At 61.3% G+C, this 16,646-nt stretch carries 10 protein-coding genes; 8 read left to right on the top strand and 2 right to left on the bottom strand.

Features of this window, described 5'->3' with window-relative positions; all coding sequences use genetic code 11:
- The first annotated feature begins 4 nt into the window (after positions 1-4).
- From Q1A89_RS02990 to Q1A89_RS02955, 8 genes are all read left to right on the top strand, one after another.
- Complete coding sequence (locus Q1A89_RS02990; RefSeq protein WP_299723577.1) at positions 5-610, top strand: alpha/beta hydrolase; 606 nt, start codon at positions 5-7, stop codon at positions 608-610.
- 231 nt (positions 611-841) lie between these two features.
- Positions 842-2,455 carry an alpha-amylase family glycosyl hydrolase gene (locus Q1A89_RS02985; RefSeq protein ID WP_299723574.1) on the top strand — a complete coding sequence of 538 codons (1,614 nt, stop codon included), beginning with the start codon at positions 842-844 and terminating at the stop codon, positions 2,453-2,455.
- A 127-nt stretch (positions 2,456-2,582) separates the two neighbouring features.
- On the top strand, positions 2,583-4,796 hold the full coding sequence (glgB, locus tag Q1A89_RS02980; protein ID WP_299723571.1) for a 1,4-alpha-glucan branching protein GlgB: 2,214 nt from the start codon (positions 2,583-2,585) through the stop codon (positions 4,794-4,796).
- Positions 4,797-4,798: 2 nt separating this feature from the next.
- Positions 4,799-6,070, top strand: a complete 1,272-nt coding sequence (gene glgC / locus Q1A89_RS02975; protein ID WP_299723568.1) for a glucose-1-phosphate adenylyltransferase — start codon at positions 4,799-4,801, stop codon at positions 6,068-6,070.
- 4 nt (positions 6,071-6,074) lie between these two features.
- Complete coding sequence (gene glgA, locus Q1A89_RS02970) at positions 6,075-7,505, top strand: glycogen synthase GlgA (RefSeq protein WP_299723565.1); 1,431 nt, start codon at positions 6,075-6,077, stop codon at positions 7,503-7,505.
- A gap of 47 nt (positions 7,506-7,552) precedes the next feature.
- Entirely contained in the window at positions 7,553-9,631 is a 2,079-nt protein-coding gene (gene glgX, locus Q1A89_RS02965) for a glycogen debranching protein GlgX (protein ID WP_299726057.1), read from the top strand.
- A 12-nt stretch (positions 9,632-9,643) separates the two neighbouring features.
- Positions 9,644-11,269: an alpha-D-glucose phosphate-specific phosphoglucomutase gene (locus Q1A89_RS02960; RefSeq protein ID WP_299723562.1), complete on the top strand. Its 1,626-nt coding sequence runs from the start codon at positions 9,644-9,646 to the stop codon at positions 11,267-11,269.
- A 262-nt stretch (positions 11,270-11,531) separates the two neighbouring features.
- Positions 11,532-13,802 (top strand): Hint domain-containing protein, encoded by a 2,271-nt coding sequence (locus Q1A89_RS02955; RefSeq protein WP_299723521.1) that lies wholly within the window; start codon positions 11,532-11,534, stop codon positions 13,800-13,802.
- A 30-nt stretch (positions 13,803-13,832) separates the two neighbouring features.
- On the opposite strand, the gene Q1A89_RS02950 is transcribed toward Q1A89_RS02955, so the two are convergent.
- Together Q1A89_RS02950 and Q1A89_RS02945 are read right to left on the bottom strand one after the other, a co-directional pair.
- On the bottom strand, positions 13,833-15,335 hold the full coding sequence (locus tag Q1A89_RS02950; RefSeq protein ID WP_299723518.1) for a malonyl-CoA synthase: 1,503 nt from the start codon (positions 15,333-15,335) through the stop codon (positions 13,833-13,835).
- Positions 15,332-16,636: a malonyl-CoA decarboxylase family protein gene (locus Q1A89_RS02945; protein WP_299723515.1), complete on the bottom strand. Its 1,305-nt coding sequence runs from the start codon at positions 16,634-16,636 to the stop codon at positions 15,332-15,334. Before Q1A89_RS02945 ends, Q1A89_RS02950 begins: the two co-directional genes overlap by 4 nt.
- Positions 16,637-16,646 lie beyond the last annotated feature (10 nt).

The following is a 16,646-nucleotide window of genomic DNA, read 5'->3' as shown; positions in this document are numbered from 1 at the left end:
CGCGATGTCGATGCAGGCCTATACCGCGCTCACGTCTGATCCCGCGCCGGGCGCGCCGCTGATCTTTGCCTTTCACGGCACGGGCGGGGACGAGCACCAGTTCTTTGACTTTGCGGGGCAGCTGGTACCGGGGGCGGGTGTAATTTCGCCCCGTGGGGACGTGTCCGAAGGCGGGGCGGCGCGGTTTTTTCGGCGCACGGGCGAGGGTGTCTATGACATGGACGATCTGGCGCGGGCGACCGAGAAGATGGCCGGGTTCGTGGCCGCGCATGTGGCAGCACATCCGGGCGCGCCGGTCTATGGGTTTGGCTATTCGAACGGGGCCAACATTCTGACCTCGGTCGTGATGGAGCGCCCTGATCTGTTTGAGCGGATCGCCCTGCTGCATCCGCTGATCCCGTGGCAACCTGCGCCTGTTTCCGGTCTTGCCGGCGTGCGCGTGCTGATTTCCGCCGGGCAGCGCGATCCGATTTGTCCGTGGCCGATGAGCGCGGCGCTGATGAAATGGTTTGCCGATCAGGGTGCGCAGCTGAGCCGCGAGCTCCATGACGGCGGGCACGAATTGCGCCGCTCGGAGGCCGAGGCGCTGGGGCGGTTCATGGCGGCCTGACCACGCCGTCCCGTGGGTCAGAAAAGCACGCCGCTGGCTGCCCGGGCCAGCGGCGTTTGGCCCTTACAGGGCAGGTGTTTCACAGCATGCAACGGCATACCATTTACACCTGTGACCGATCTGCCGCGGTTGCTGTCTTTGCAGTTGTCTTGAAGGTGGTGATAAGCATAGCTAGCGCTAACAGGAACGTGCCCGCTGCGGGTTTATTTTGCCGATTTGAGGAGTGATGAGATGCGTGAGTGGTGGCGAGACGCGGTGATCTATCAGATCTATCCCCGGTCTTTTCAGGACGACAATGGCGACGGGATCGGCGATCTGCCAGGCATCACCCGCCGTCTGGATCATGTCGCCTCACTGGGGGTGGATGCGATTTGGCTGTCGCCCTTCTTTACCTCGCCCGATCAGGACATGGGCTATGATGTGTCGGACTATACCGGGGTCAATCCGCTGTTCGGCACGGTCGAGGATTTCGACGCATTGACGGCCCGCGCCCACGATCTGGGCCTGAAAGTGATCATCGATCAGGTGCTGTCGCACAGTTCCGACCAGCATCCGTGGTTCGAGGAAAGCCGACAGAACAAGACCAATCCAAAGGCAGACTGGTATGTCTGGGCCGATCCGAAAAAGGATGGCAGCGCGCCCAACAACTGGCCTTCGGTCTTTGGTGGGTCGGCCTGGATGTTCGATCCGCGCAGGCGTCAGTATTACATGCACAACTTTCTGACCTCGCAGCCCGATCTGAACTTTCACAACCCCGAGGTGGTCGAGGCGTTGCTGGAAGCGATGGAGTTCTGGCTGAAGCGCGGGGTGGACGGGTTCCGTCTGGATACGGTCAATTTCTATGTGCATGACAAGCAGCTGCGCAACAATCCACCCAGCAAATACAAGGACTTCCCCGGCAATCCCTATGGTGCCCAGCGCCATATCCATTCCAAGACCCAGCCCGAGAACATCGCCGTTTTGCAAAAACTGCGTGCCCTGCTCGACAAATATGACGACCGGATGCTGATCGGCGAAGTGGGTGAGGACGGATTGCGCCAGATCGAGATCATGGGGGAATACACCTCCGGCAAGGACAAGCTGCACATGGCCTATTCCTTTGCCATGCTCAGCCACGAACACACCCCCAAGCATTTCCGCGACTGTATCGAAGGCTTCATGCGTGATGCCCCCGACGGCTGGCCTTGCTGGTCCTTTTCCAACCACGATGTGCAGCGCCATGTGACCCGCTGGGCCCCTGCTCCGGAATTCGAAGAAGCCGTGGCGCGTCAGTCGATCAACATGCTGATCAGCTTTCCTGGTACCTTGGGTGTCTATCAGGGCGAAGAGGTGGGCCAGACCGAGACCGATATCGAGTTTCACGAGTTGCAGGACCTTGGCAACATAGACTTCTGGCCCGACAACAAGGGCCGCGATGGCTGTCGCACACCGATGGTCTGGGATCAAAGCCAACCCAATGCGGGCTTTTCCACGGGTGCGCCTTGGTTGCCCGTCAAGCCGCCACAGGCCGCCCATGCAGTGGCCGGGCAAGAGGGCAAGAACGATTCTGTGCTGGCCACCTACCGTGCCGCCCTCGCCTTTCGCAAATCGCGCCCGGAACTTTCATTGGGCGAAACCCGTTTCCCCAAGGTGCGCAACCCTCTGCTGGCCGTGTGCCGCACATATGAGGGCGTCAGCCTGACGGGCGTGTTCAACCTGTCGGGTCAACCGCAATCGGTGCGTGTTGACGACAGCGCCACCCTTGTAGGTGCTGCCGAAGGTGAGCTGACCAAGGGGCGGTTGAAACTGCCACCGTTCGGCTATGCCTATGTCGAAACACGTGGGATCGATACCCCGGTGGGCTAGGTCCTGCGAAGCGTTGCCAAGATGGCCCGTATCATCCGAGCCCTCTTGGCGCTAACATCGCGCTGATACTGCAAGCCGCCCTGCACGACCCACGCAAGGCGCAAAAGACTGGAAAGACCGATATCGCATGGCAAAACCCGTGACACGCGACATGGCTCTCAAGGCCGCCCCACCCGCCGATGTGGTTGGGGCCCTGATGGCCGGGCATCTGGCCGATCCCTTCCACTTTCTGGGCCTGCGCGCGCATCCTGACGGCTTTGCGCTCAACGTTTTTGTCCCTGGTGCGGACAGCGTGACCTGCATCACCGGAAAATCCACCAAGACCGCGCTGGAACCCGTTCCGGACGCGCCGGGCCTGTTTTGCACGCTGCTGAAGAAGGACCAGCCCTACCGTCTGAGCGCGAGTGCGAGTGGGAACAGTTGGGATTTCGAGGACCCTTATCGCTTTGGCCGGGTGCTGAGCGATGACGACCTCTATTACCTTGGTGAAGGGTCGATGCAGCGTCTGTGGACCGTGCTGGGTGCGCATGTGATGACCATCGACGATGTGGCCGGTGTGCATTTTGCCGTCTGGGCCCCCAATGCCGAGCGGGTCGCGGTGGTCGGTGATTTCAACGTCTGGGATGCGCGCCGCCACGGGATGCGCCGTCTTGGTGCCTCGGGGGTGTGGGAGATTTTCCTGCCCGGTGTGATGCCCGGCGACGTGTACAAATATGCGATCCGGGGGGCGGGCGGCGTTGATCTGCCACTCAAGGCGGACCCGGTTGGGTTCGGCTCTGAACATCCGCCCAAGACGGGGTCGATCGTGCGCGATATCGCAGGCCATGACTGGACTGACGCCACATGGATGAAGGGCCGCGCGGCCCACCACAACACCGACGTGCCGATCAGCATTTACGAGGTCAATCTGGCCAGTTGGAAACGCGCCGAAGGCAATCGCCCCCTGTCCTATGAGGAGCTGGCCAGCGATCTCGTCGATTACGTCGCTGACATGGGGTTCACCCATATCGAGATGATGCCGATCACCGAGCACCCTTTTGACGGGTCGTGGGGCTATCAGCCGATCGGGATGTATGCCCCCACCATCCGCCACGGCACCCCGGACGAGTTCCGCGCGCTGGTCACGGCGGCGCATAAAAAGGGGCTGGGGGTGCTGCTCGATTGGGTGCCTGCGCACTTCCCGACGGACGAACACGGGCTGGCGCTGTTTGACGGCACGCACTTGTACGAACACGCCGACCCGCGCGAGGGGTTCCATCAGGACTGGAACACGCTGATCTTTAACTTTGGCCGGCGCGAGGTGGTGAACTTCATGACCTCCAACGCGCTCTATTGGCTGGAGGAATACCATCTGGACGGCATCCGCGTGGATGCGGTCGCCTCGATGCTCTACCGTGACTATTCCCGCAAGGATGGCGAATGGATACCCAACCGCGATGGCGGGCGCGAGAATTACGAGGCCATTGATTTCCTCAAAGGTGTGAACAGCTTTGTCTATGGCGAAGATGACAGCATCATGACCGTGGCCGAGGAAAGCACCGCCTTTCCGGGTGTATCGCGCCCCGTCTATCACGGCGGGCTTGGGTTCGGGTTCAAGTGGAACATGGGGTGGATGAACGACACCCTGCGTTACATGGAAGAGGACCCGATCAACCGCAAATACCACCACCATCTGATGACCTTCGGCATCCACTATGCGTTTTCGGAGAATTTCGTGCTGCCGATCAGCCATGACGAGGTGGTGCACGGCAAAGGGTCGATGCTCTCCAAGATGCCCGGGAACGATTGGGAAAAGTTCGCCAACCTGCGCGCCTATTACGGGTTCATGTGGTCCCATCCGGGCAAGAAGCTGCTGTTCATGGGCCAGGAGTTTGCGCAAGCGGCCGAGTGGAACCACAACCAGAGCCTGGATTGGCATCTGCTGGATGCGCCCCTGCACAAGGGCATGCAGCGGCTGGTGCATGACCTCAACGCGCTTTATCGCGCGACCCCTGCGCTTTACGTCAATGACTGCCGCCCGGCGGGCTTTGCGTGGATTGATGGGGGCGACATGGAAAATTCGATCTATGTCTATCAACGCCAAGGCGGGCCAGATGACCCGCGTGTGGTCGTCGTGCTAAACATGACACCGATCGAGCGGGCGGATCACAGGATCGGCTTGCCCGGCCCCGGTTTCTGGCGTGAAGCACTGAATACAGATGCTGCCGAATATGGCGGCGGTGGGCGTGGCAATCTGGGAGGAGTGCGCGCCGAGGACGTTGAATGGATGGGTCAGGCCCACTCTGTCAACGTCACGCTGCCCCCGCTTTCGGCGGTCATATTGATTGAAGGGGAGGAATGACGATGAAACCGACACCAAACGACAGACTGTCCAATCGCGCGATGGCCTTTGTGCTGGCGGGCGGACGTGGCAGTCGGCTCAAAGAGCTGACCGACAACCGGGCCAAACCCGCCGTCTATTTCGGCGGCAAGACCCGGATCGTGGATTTCGCCCTGTCAAATGCGCTCAATTCCGGCATTCGGAAAATGGCCATCGCCACGCAGTACAAGGCCCACAGCCTGATCCGCCACTGCCAGCGCGGTTGGGGATTCCTGCGCGCTGAACGGAACGAATATCTGGATATCCTGCCCGCCAGCCAGCGCACCGCCGAAGACAAGTGGTATGTCGGCACAGCCGACGCCGTGGCCCAGAACATCGACATCATCGACAGCTATAACATTGAATACATTGTTGTTCTGGCCGGGGATCACATCTACAAAATGGATTACGAGATCATGCTGCAGCAGCATGTGGACACGGATGCCGACGTCACTATCGGTTGTCTGACAGTCCCGCGGATGGAGGCCACGGCCTTTGGTGTCATGCATTGTGATGAAACGGACCGGATCACCGACTTCCTCGAAAAACCAGCTGATCCGCCCAGCATTCCGGGCGATCCTGATCACGCGCTGGCCTCGATGGGGATCTATGTCTTTAAATGGTCGTTCCTGCGTGAATTGTTGATCAAGGACATGACCGACGAGAATTCCAGTCACGATTTCGGCCATGACATCGTGCCTTACGTCGTCAAGCACGGCAAAGCACAGGCACACCGTTTCCTTGACAGTTGCGTGCAGTCCGGATTGGAGACCGAACCCTATTGGCGTGATGTCGGCACGATTGATGCGTTCTGGCAGGCCAATATTGACCTCACCAAGTTCACGCCGCCGCTGGATCTTTATGACAACTCGTGGCCGATCTGGACCTATGCCGAAAGCGTCCCCCCGGCCAAGTTCATCCACAATGAAGACAAGCGACGCGGGGCTGCCGTCTCTTCCATGGTATCGGGGGGCTGCATCATCTCGGGTTCGGAAATCAGCGAGTCCCTGCTGTTCACCGGCGTGCACAGCCACTCGTTCTCGTCGCTGCATCAGGTGGTGGCCCTGCCTTATGTCGACGTGGGCCGCGAGGCACATCTGTCCAAATGCGTGATTGATCGCGGTGTGCAGATTCCCGATGGCCTTGTCGTGGGGCAGGACCCGGTCGAGGATGCCAAATGGTTCCGCGTCACGGATTCGGGCGTCGTGCTGATCACCAAACCGATGATCGCCGCCCGCGCAGCCGCCGGAGAGTAGCCAAGTGCGCACTGTTCTGTCCGTCACCTCTGAATGCGTTCCCCTGATCAAGACGGGGGGGCTGGCCGATGTGGCCGGGGCCCTGCCTGCGGGGCTGGCGCAGACGGGCTGGCAGATGCGCACCCTGCTGCCCGCCTATCCGGGCTTGATCGCCAAGGCGGGCGCCAAGAAAAAGGTGTTTGCCTTCAAGGACCTGATGGGCGGCCCGGCCCGTGTCATGGCGGGACAGGCCGACGGCGTGGATGTTCTGTTGCTGGATGCGCCGCACCTTTTTGACCGCCCCGGCGGGCCATACGGCAACCCGGTGGATTTCCCTGACAACCCTGTACGCTTTGCCGCGCTGTCCTATGCGGCGGCCCAGATTGCGCGCGAGGGACTGTCTGATGGCTGGACGCCGCAAGTGCTGCATGCCCATGACTGGCAGGCGGGGCTGGCGCCGACCTACCTGAAACTGGGCGGCGATCACGACATCGCATGCGTCATGACAGTGCACAACATCGCTTTTCAGGGCCTCGCCCCGGCGGCGATGCTGGGCGCGATGGGCCTGCCGATTTCCGAGTTCACCTCCGAAGGGCTCGAATACTGGGGCCAGATCAGCACGCTCAAGGCCGGGCTGGTCGATGCCGATGCGATCACCACGGTCAGCCCCACCTACGCGGCTGAATTAACGCGGCCCGAGTTCGGCATGGGGCTGGACGGGTTGATCGCGCATCGCGCGGCGGACCTGAGCGGCATCCTGAACGGGATCGACATGGATGTGTGGAACCCTGAAACCGATCCGCAGATCACCCCCTATTCCGCCACGTCCCTCAAGGGCAAGGCCAAGAACCGCAAGGCCCTGATGGCCGAGTTCGGCCTGTCCGGCATCGCCGGCCCGCTGGCCATTGTCGTCAGCCGCCTGACCTCGCAAAAGGGCATGGACCTGATCGCCGACACCGCCGATCAGTTCGTTGCCATGGGCGGCGGCCTTGCCATTTTGGGCAGCGGTGATCCGGCCATCGAGGACCAGATGCGGATGCTGGCGCGCAATCATCCGGGCAAGATCGGCTTGCGCATCGGCTATGACGAGGCCCTGTCGCATCGCATGTTTGGCGGTGGTGACGTGGTGCTGGTCCCGTCCCGTTTTGAACCTTGCGGGCTGACGCAGCTTTATGGTTTGCGCTATGGCACGGTGCCCGTCGTGGCCGCCACCGGCGGGCTGGCGGACAGTGTGATCCATGCCAATGTGATGGCCCAATCCTCGAATGCGTCCACCGGTTTCCAGTTTCATCCGGTGGATTCGCTGGCCTTTGGCCACGCGCTGCGCAACGTCACAGAGCTTTTTGCAGACAAATCGGGCTGGACCCGCCTGCAAAAACGGGGAATGAAGCAACAACTGGGGTGGGAGGCCTCTTCCGCGGCGTATGCTGCACTTTATGAAAGGCTAACGGCGTGAACGTCTCCGCTCAGCACGATCTACCCAAGGTTCTGAAACATCATTCGATGTCTGCAGGCCGCCCGTTCCCCATCGGCGCCACCTTTGATGGCGAAGGGGTGAACTTTGCCGTCTTTTCCGAACATGCCGAGCGGGTGGAGCTGTGCCTGTTTGATCATGACGGCTGGATCGAGATTGCGCGCATTCCGCTGATGGAGCGCGACGGCGATGTCTGGCACATCTACGTGGCTGGTCTGACCCCCGGCACCTGCTATGGCTACCGCGTGCACGGGCCCTATGATCCGGAAAACGGCCATCGTTTCAATCACAACAAGCTGCTGCTGGACCCTTATGCCAAGCGGATTATCGGTGAGGTGGCGTGGAATGACGCGGTCATGGGCTATTCGATCGGGTCCAAGACCGCGGACCTCAGCTTTGACCGGCGTGACAGTGCGGCCTATGTGCCCCGTTCGGTTGTCGTGGACCCCAGTTTCGAATGGGGCAAGGATGTCGCCCCGGAGATCAGCAGTTCAGAGACGCTGATCTACGAGGCCCATATCAAAGGCATGACGGCCGAGTTTCCGGGCCTGCGCCGCGCGCAACGGGGTCATTTCCTTGGCATGGCCAGCGAGCCGATCCTGGACCACCTGACCAAGCTGGGCGTGACCACCGTGCAATTGCTGCCCGTCCACGCCTTTCTGGACGACAAGTTCCTCGTGGATGCGAACCTGAGCAACTATTGGGGCTATCAGTCCATCGGCTTTTTCGCGCCCGAGCCGCGCTATATGGATCAGGCGGGTATCTGGGAATTTCAGGCCATGGTGCGCCGCTTTCATGCGGCTGGCATCGAGGTGATCCTCGACGTGGTCTACAACCACTCGGGCGAGGGCAACCATCTGGGGCCGACCTTGTCCTTCCGCGGCTTGGACAACAAATCCTATTACCGATTGCAGGAAGATGCGCGGTATTATGTGAACGACACCGGCACCGGGAACACGCTGAATGTGCGCCACCCGATGGTGTTGCGCATGATCATGGACAGCTTGCGCTATTGGGTCGAGGTCATGCATGTGGATGGCTTCCGCTTTGATCTGGCCACGGTGCTGGGCCGCGAAGAGGACGGGTTCAACCGCTTTGGCGGCTTTCTGGACGCGCTGGGGCAGGACCCGGTGCTAAGCCGGGTCAAGCTGATCGCCGAGCCGTGGGACCTTGGCCCCGGGGGCTATCAGCTGGGCAACTGGCCGCATCCGTTTCTGGAATACAATGACAAGTATCGCGATGGCATCCGCAAGTTCTGGCGCGGCGATGATGGCCTGACGGGCAAGCTGGGCCGTTGCCTCACGGGCAGTGCGGACACGTTTGACCATTCGGGCCGCGCGGCGACCTCGTCCATCAACTTTATCACCTGTCACGACGGCATGACCCTGCGCGACGTGGTGAGCTACGAGAAAAAGAACAACCACGCCAATGGCGAGAACAACCGCGACGGGACGGACGCCAACTGGTCCGACAATATGGGCGTCGAAGGCCCCACGGATGACGCCGAAATCAATGCCGCCCGCGCCTTGCGCATGCGCAACATGCTGGCCACCGGTTTTCTGAGCCAGGGCACGCCGATGCTGCTGGCGGGCGACGAGATCGCCAACACCCAGAAGGGCAACAACAACACCTTCGGCCAGGACAATCCGCTGGGCTGGGTCAACTGGGCCGAAGCTGACGACCAGATGCTGGAATTTGTGCGCAATCTCAGCGCGCTGCGCCGCGACAACAAGGTGCTGCGCCAGACCCGGTTCCTGCATTCCCGCCCGCGCAGCAAGGACGGCCAGCCGGACGTGTTCTGGCGCCTGCCCGACGGCACCGCCCCCACCCGCGAGCAGTGGGAAGACCCCAAGACCAAGACCATCGGGGTGGAACTGCGCACCTCGTCGACCACGCCCTATTATGCGGCCTCGGACGATGTGATTTTCCTCGTCTTCAACAACGGCACCGATCAAGAGGTCGTCTTGCCCCCCTGCGTGCCCCACAAGACCTGGGAGCGTATCCTGAACACCGCCGCCCCGGATGAAGGCCCCTATTGCGTGGTGGGCAATACCGTTCTGGTCTGCGCCCCCTCGGTGTCCGTCTTTACGTTGACTGCCATAGCCTAAAAGGACCGCCCCATGACCATAGCGACCATTGCGACCGCCCCGATTGATGGCCAAAAGCCCGGCACATCAGGACTGCGCAAGAAATGCCGCGTGTTCATGGGTGAGCACTACCTCGAGAACTTTGTGCAGGCGATGTTTGACGGCATTGGCGGGGTTGCGGGCAAGACACTGGTTGTGGGCGGCGACGGGCGCTATCACAACGATGTGGCCACCCAGACGATTTTGGCCATGGCTGCGGCCAATGGGGCGGCACGCTGCATCGTGGGTCAGAACGCGCTGCTGTCCACACCTGCGGCCTCGAACCTGATCCGCACGATGAAGACCGATGGCGGCGTGATCCTGTCGGCCAGCCACAACCCCGGCGGCATCGACGAGGATTTCGGCATCAAGTTCAACATGCCCAATGGCGGCCCGGCCCCGGAATCCGTCACAGATGCGATCTTTGAGCGCACCAAGACCCTCGAGGCCTATCACATCTGGCAAGGCGACCCGGTCGATCTGTCGACCCTCGGCGTCAGCACGCTGGGCGAGATGCAGGTCAACATCATCGACCCCGTCGAGGCCTATGTGGACCTGATGAAATCCCTGTTCGATTTCCCGGCCATCGCCGAGATGATCAAGGGCGGCTTGCGCATTCGCTTTGATGCGATGTGCGCCATTACCGGCCCCTACGCCACGCGCATCCTTGAAGACACGCTGGGCGCACCTGCGGGCACGGTTGTCCATGGCACCCCCCTGCCCGATTTTGGCGGCATGCATCCTGATCCCAACCCCACCTGGGCGCATGAGTTGATGGACGAGATGATGGGCGCGGATGCGCCCGGCTTTGGCTGCGCCTCGGATGGGGACGGCGATCGCAACATGATTGTCGGTCCGAATTGTTATGTCAGCCCCTCCGACAGCCTCGCCGTTATTGCGGCCAACGCCCATCTCGCGCCGGGCTACAGTGACGGGTTGAAGGGTGTGGCGCGTTCTATGCCCACCTCGGCGGCCGTGGATCGCGTGGCCGAGGCGCTGGGAATCGACTGTTACGAGACCCCCACGGGCTGGAAGTTTTTCGGCAACCTGATGGATGATGGCCGCGTGTCCCTGTGCGGCGAAGAAAGCTTTGGCACGGGGTCGGACCATGTGCGCGAAAAGGATGGTGTGTGGGCGGTGTTGATGTGGCTGAACATCATGGCGGCCACGGGTAAATCCGTGCCGGAGCTGATGGGTGATCACTGGGCGCGGTTCGGGCGCAACTATTACTCGCGCCACGATTTCGAGGCGATTGCCACGGACAAGGCCGATGCGCTTATGGCCGAATTGCGCGGCAAGCTCGCCGGGCTGTCAGGTCGGGTCGAGGGGCCGCTGACCGTCGCCCATGCGGATGATTACGCCTATCTCGACCCGGTGGATGGCAGCACTTCGGCCCAGCAGGGCGTGCGGGTTGTGTTTGAGGGCGGTGCGCGCTTTGTCGTGCGGCTGTCGGGGACGGGCACCAGCGGCGCAACACTGCGCCTTTATCTCGAAACGCTCGAAACCGGCAAACTGGACCTTGAACCGCAGGCCGCCCTGAGGAACGTGATCACCGCGGCCCATGCGATCATCGGGATTGAAGCCCATACAGGTCGGACCGCCCCTGACGTCATCACCTGAGACGACGGGACAGGCCGGGAATCCCAACCAGCACCTGCACGAACTACGCTAGAGACGTGGCCGCACGCACCTGATCGGGCCGCGCCGGCATAGTCCTGTGACAAGCGATAGAGGCAGCAAACCCGGCAGGGCGCTGCAATTCATCATTTCTCAATTCCGATCCGCCTATGTTGGCGCGCAAAATCGTCCAAGCGGTAGCCAGAACGGCCCGAGTGTTCAGTGTCGGGGCAAAGCCCTGCACCTTTCATCGGAGTAACAGGTTATGGCGACCTATACGGTCACAACGTCGAACTGGAACAATGCGTCCTTCTGGTCGTCTATCAGCCAGTCCGGGCCAGGCCATACGCTCGACTTTTCCGCCCTGCCGTCCAACTTTTCCGTCGATTTCTGGCCCGACGCGAGTCGGATTGTCATCAGCGACGGGACGTCCTCTTTCGTCATCGGCGACAGTGACTATGGCGGCTCGGCCGATGCCACCATGGGCGGGTCGACCCAGCTCGAATACTTTACGAATGTGCGTGGCTCGCAGGGTGATGACTATACCGATGGCGGGGGCAACAACGACACGATCTACGGCAATTCCGGTAATGACACTCTGACCGGGCACGAGGGCAATGACAGCATCGAAGGGGGCGATGGCAACGACGAAATCTATGGCGGCCAGGGGTCGGATGACATCAATGCCGGTGATGGCAACGACACTGTCAGCGGCGGCTCGGACAATGACACCATCAATGGCGACGCTGGAGGTGATTCCATTTTCGGCGACACCGGCGAGGACCGGGTATCGGGTGGTGCAGGGAGCGATCGGGTCTATGGCGGCGACGGCAACGATACCGTCTCGGGCGAACAGGGCCGGGATTCCCTATATGGCGGCGCTGGCCATGACAGCATGTTCGCATCCGGCGGCGGCATCCCCGATGATGGGGTCGGCGACTATTACGATGGCGGTACGGGCAACGACACGATCGACGCGGGATCGGGCGACGACACCATTCTGGGCGGCGATGGTGAAGACAGTATTTCGGGCAATGGCGGCAACGATTCGATCCAGGGCGGGGCGGGCACCGACACGATCCGCGGCGGCGACGGCAATGACACGATTGATGGCGGCCTGAATTCCGACACGATCTATGGCGGTTCGGGCGACGATTACATCTTTGATTCCGGTGCCAGCCTGTCTGACGACACGATCTACGGCGAGGGCGGCAATGACACCATCGTCGGCGGCGTCCGCGAAGACTATCTGGATGGCGGTGACGATGCCGACACGTTCATCATCGAGGATGGGTTTGGCAATGACACGATTGTCGGCGGCGAAGGCGGCACGGACGATGACACCATCGACCTCTCCGCGCTCAGCGGCCCGGTCACCGTCGATTTCGCCAGTGACGAGGCGGGGTCGATCACCGACGGCGCGGACACGATCACCTTCAGCGAGATCGAAAACGTCACCCTGACCGAGCAGTCGGATGTGTATGACGCGCGCGCAGCAACGACCGGTCAGACGATTGACGGCGCGGGCGGTGACGACACGATCTACGGCAGTCAGGGTGGTGACACGATTGACGGCGGGGCGGGCGATGACAGGTTGGAAGGCGGAACAGGCGACGACCTTCTGACCGGTGGCACCGGGAGCGACACCTTTGTCTACACGCCCGGTGATGGCGACGACACGATCACCGATTTCAACACCGGCAACACTGGCACGCTGGATGACGGGGATACGACCAACAACGACTTCATCGACCTGAGCGGCTACTACGACCACATATCGGAGCTGTACGCGGACCAAGCTGATGATGGCATCCTGAACCAGTCCAACACGACCGATACAAGAGGGCAAACAACCGACTATTCCGACAACGACCAGTTCGGCTCGGGCTCGCTGACCTTTCAGGGCGCGAGCGCGGACAACTCCAGTTTTACCCAGGAAAACACGGGCGTCGTCTGCTTTACCTCCGGCACGGCGATCCTCACGCCGCGCGGTGATGTCCTGATCGATGACCTGAGGGTCGGCGATCTGGTGATCACCGCGGACAATGGCCCGCAACCCATTCGCTGGATTGGCACGCGGCAGTTGGATCACGAAACGCTTGCGGGCGCGCCGAACCTGAAACCCATCCTGATCAATGCAGACGTGTTGGGAAATACCCGCCCGCTGCTGGTGTCCCCGCAACATTGCATGTTGGTCGGGCAGGACAGGCTTGTGCGCGCCAAGCATCTGGCGCTGGAGATGCCGGGCGTGCGGGTGGCCCATGGCAAACGGGCTGTGCGCTACATCCACCTGATGTTTGATGCACATCAGATCATTTTTGCCGAAAGTGCGCCGTCAGAGAGCTTTTATCCCGGCCCCATGAGCCTGCGGATGATGCGGCAAGAGGACTGTCAGGAACTCGCCGCTCTGTTTCCCGATCTGCCGAGCGCTCCGGACAGTCTGTACGACATCACAAGCCGTTATGGTGACACCGTTCGCACCATCGTTGCCAAACGCGCAGTGCCTGACCTGCTCAATGTGCTGCACGCATCCTGACCGGGCAAAGGGTCCGATCATTCGACCGCCTCAATGGGCGCCCGTTTCTGCGTGAACCTCGCGCAGGACGTTCTTTTGCACCTTTCCCATCGTGTTGCGCGGCAATGCGTCGGCAATGATGTACTGTCTCGGGTGTTTGAAGCGGGCCAGTTCCGGTTCGACCTGTGCGGCAATCTGTTCGGGTGCAAGCTCGATGTTTTCAAGCACGATCACCGCCATGACGCTTTCGCCGAAATCGGGATGCGGCACGCCAAAGACCGCGCTTTCAAGCACACCGTCAACGTCGTTGATCACGTCTTCGATTTCCTTGGGATAGATGTTGTAGCCGCCTGAAATGATCAGATCCTTCTGTCGGCCGACGATGGAAATGCGCCCGTCCTCGGATTTGATCCCCAGATCTCCGGTGATGAAAAACCCGGTGTCGCGCAGTTCTTCGGCTGTTTTCTCGGGCATGTTCCAATAGCCCTGAAAGACGTTGTCGCCGCGCACTTCGATCATCCCGATCTCGCCCGGCGGTACAGGTGTGCCCGCATCGGTGATCTCGATCTCGGTCCCGGGCAGCGCATAGCCCACGGTGCCAGCCACGCGCGCGCCGTCATAGGGGTTGGAGGTGATCATGTTGGTTTCCGTCATCCCGTAGCGTTCCAGAATGCGGTGACCGGTGCGAGCCTCGAAATCGGTGTGGGTTTCGGCGAGCAGCGGGGCGGAGCCGGAAATGAATAGCCGCATCGGTTTGACCAGATCGGCGTCAAGGCGCGGATCGCCCAGCAGCCGGGTGTAAAAGGTCGGCACCCCCATCATCAGGGTTGATGAGGGGAGTTCGCGCACAATCGTGTCAAGGTCGAACCCGGCCATGAACCGCACTTGCGCGCCCGCCAGAAGTGCCGTGTTCATGGCCACGAACAGCCCGTGGGTGTGGAAGATCGGCAAGGCGTGGATCAGCCTGTCCTGATCGGTGATCTGCCACAGGTCCGTCAGGCTCGCAGCGTTTGACAGCAGGTTTTTGTGCGACAGCATCGCGCCCTTGGACCGCCCCGTTGTGCCCGAAGTGTAAAGAAGTGCGGCCAGATCATCCGGCCTGCGTGCCACGGTGTCAAAGCCGGTGTCGCGGGTGTCGGCGCGCGTTGATAACGATCCGGTGCCATCTGCGGACAGGGTCAAGACCTGCGCCGCTCCGTCGCAAATCGCTGAAATGGCTTGCTCGTTCTGCGCGTCGCAGACAACCAGTGCCGGCGTCGCATCCGAGATGAAATAGCGCAATTCGGTTTGGGTATAGGCCGTGTTCAGCGGCAGATAGACCGCGCCTGTCTGGATCGCCGCGCCATAAAGGGCGATCGTGTCCATCAGCTTGGGCGCTTGCACCACGACCCGATCACCTGGATTGACCCCTGCATCGCGCAACACATGCGCAAGTTGGCCAATACGCGCCACAAAACGGGCATAGCAGACTTGCGTGCCGTCATCGAGTGTCAGAAAGAGCTCGTCATTGGTGGCATGCGGGGCAAAAAGGGCATCGTAAAGGGTGTTGGTCACGATGAGGATTCCTTGGGCTTGGCAGAAAGTGAGGCGGTGGACAGGGCAAGCGCTGGTTTGGCTGCCGCGACGGCGGAGGACAATGCATAGTCTTCGTGGCGGCGCTGGGTTTGCGACAGATCGTAAAGGTAATTCACCATCGCCCCGCTCGATTGCCGCAGGCCGTTGGTCGAGCGGTCGGCATCGGCGTGGATGTCATAGACCTGCGCCCCGTTGCCAAGGTGAAAACGGGCCACGGGATCAAGCGGCGTGCCGCCCTCGCGCTTGGCCAGCAGCAGATAGCGCGCCGCCATCGCGCGCACGTCCTGCGGGGTTGCACGGTGCTGCAGGATCGCCTCGGCCACATGACCGTGATCGGGATTGTCGGTCTGGCTCGCCAGCCAGGCGTTCAGACCGGGGATCGGCGACAGGGTGACGAAATCCTCAAGCTGAGGCAGGGCCAGCGACAGTTCGGCCACAACCTGCTTGATCAACTGGTTGCCGAAACTGATCCGCGACAGCCCCTTCTGGCAATTCGAGATCGAGTAGAACACAGCCGTTTTCGCATCCTCCGCCTCAAGCGGTGTGCGCCCTTCGGACAGGAGATTGGTCACCGATCCGGGGATGGCCTCGGTCAGGGCGACTTCGACAAAAATCAGTGGCTCATCCGGCATGGCGGGGTGAAAGAACGCGAAACAGCGCCGGTCTGGCGGGTAGAGACGGCGGCGCAGATCGTCCAGATCATTGATCTGGTGGACCGCCTCATAGGCCACGATCTTGTCGAGAATGCGTGCGGGCGTGTCCCAGTCGATGGCCTTGAGCACCAGAAAGCCGCGATTGAACCAACTGCGCAGCAGGTGGGTGAAATCGTGATCCGTACGGGCCAGATCAGGGTTGTCCTTGAGAATGCGCAGCAGATCGACCCGCATCGCCACGATATCCGCTGTCGCCCCCATCGGCTGGTTCAGGCGGCGCAGCAATTCCTGCCGTTTCGGTTCGGCCCCGCGCGACAGGGCGACAAAGGCCTCGGTTGTCTGTTCTTGGGCATATGTCGTGGCGAGCGTGGCGAGGGCCTCGGCGTCGATGTCCAACTCGTCATTGAGGAACCGGAAAAACGTGTGCTTTTCGTCATCCGATAGCGACCGGTAGCGGTCGAACACCGTGGCCGCCAACGTCTGGCCGGAAATCACCCCTTCTGTGGTCAACAGTGCCCGGCACAGATCCTGGATGTCACGCGCATCGTTTTTGCCGCGCAAGCGGTCGCTGCGATCAAACAGGGTCGAGAGCATGTCAGTCAGGAAACGATTGCGCTGCACGGTCATATTCTGGTCC

Origin of the sequence: uncultured Tateyamaria sp. (assembly GCF_947503045.1) — a bacterium.
GTDB lineage: Bacteria > Pseudomonadota > Alphaproteobacteria > Rhodobacterales > Rhodobacteraceae > Tateyamaria.
This window is presented reverse-complemented; position numbering and strand designations above follow the sequence as displayed.

Bases quoted from the DNA above. Each gene is read 5' to 3' on its own strand.
- Q1A89_RS02990 (WP_299723577.1), top strand. From the start codon at position 5: ATGTCGATGCAGGCCTATACCGCGCTCACGTCTGATCCCGCGCCGGGC.
- Q1A89_RS02945 (WP_299723515.1), bottom strand. From the start codon at position 16,636: ATGACCGTGCAGCGCAATCGTTTCCTGACTGACATGCTCTCGACCCTG.
- glgX (WP_299726057.1), top strand. From the start codon at position 7,553: ATGTCTGCAGGCCGCCCGTTCCCCATCGGCGCCACCTTTGATGGCGAA.
- glgC (WP_299723568.1), top strand. From the start codon at position 4,799: ATGAAACCGACACCAAACGACAGACTGTCCAATCGCGCGATGGCCTTT.
- Q1A89_RS02955 (WP_299723521.1), top strand. From the start codon at position 11,532: ATGGCGACCTATACGGTCACAACGTCGAACTGGAACAATGCGTCCTTC.
- Q1A89_RS02985 (WP_299723574.1), top strand. From the start codon at position 842: ATGCGTGAGTGGTGGCGAGACGCGGTGATCTATCAGATCTATCCCCGG.
- Q1A89_RS02960 (WP_299723562.1), top strand. From the start codon at position 9,644: ATGACCATAGCGACCATTGCGACCGCCCCGATTGATGGCCAAAAGCCC.
- glgB (WP_299723571.1), top strand. From the start codon at position 2,583: ATGGCAAAACCCGTGACACGCGACATGGCTCTCAAGGCCGCCCCACCC.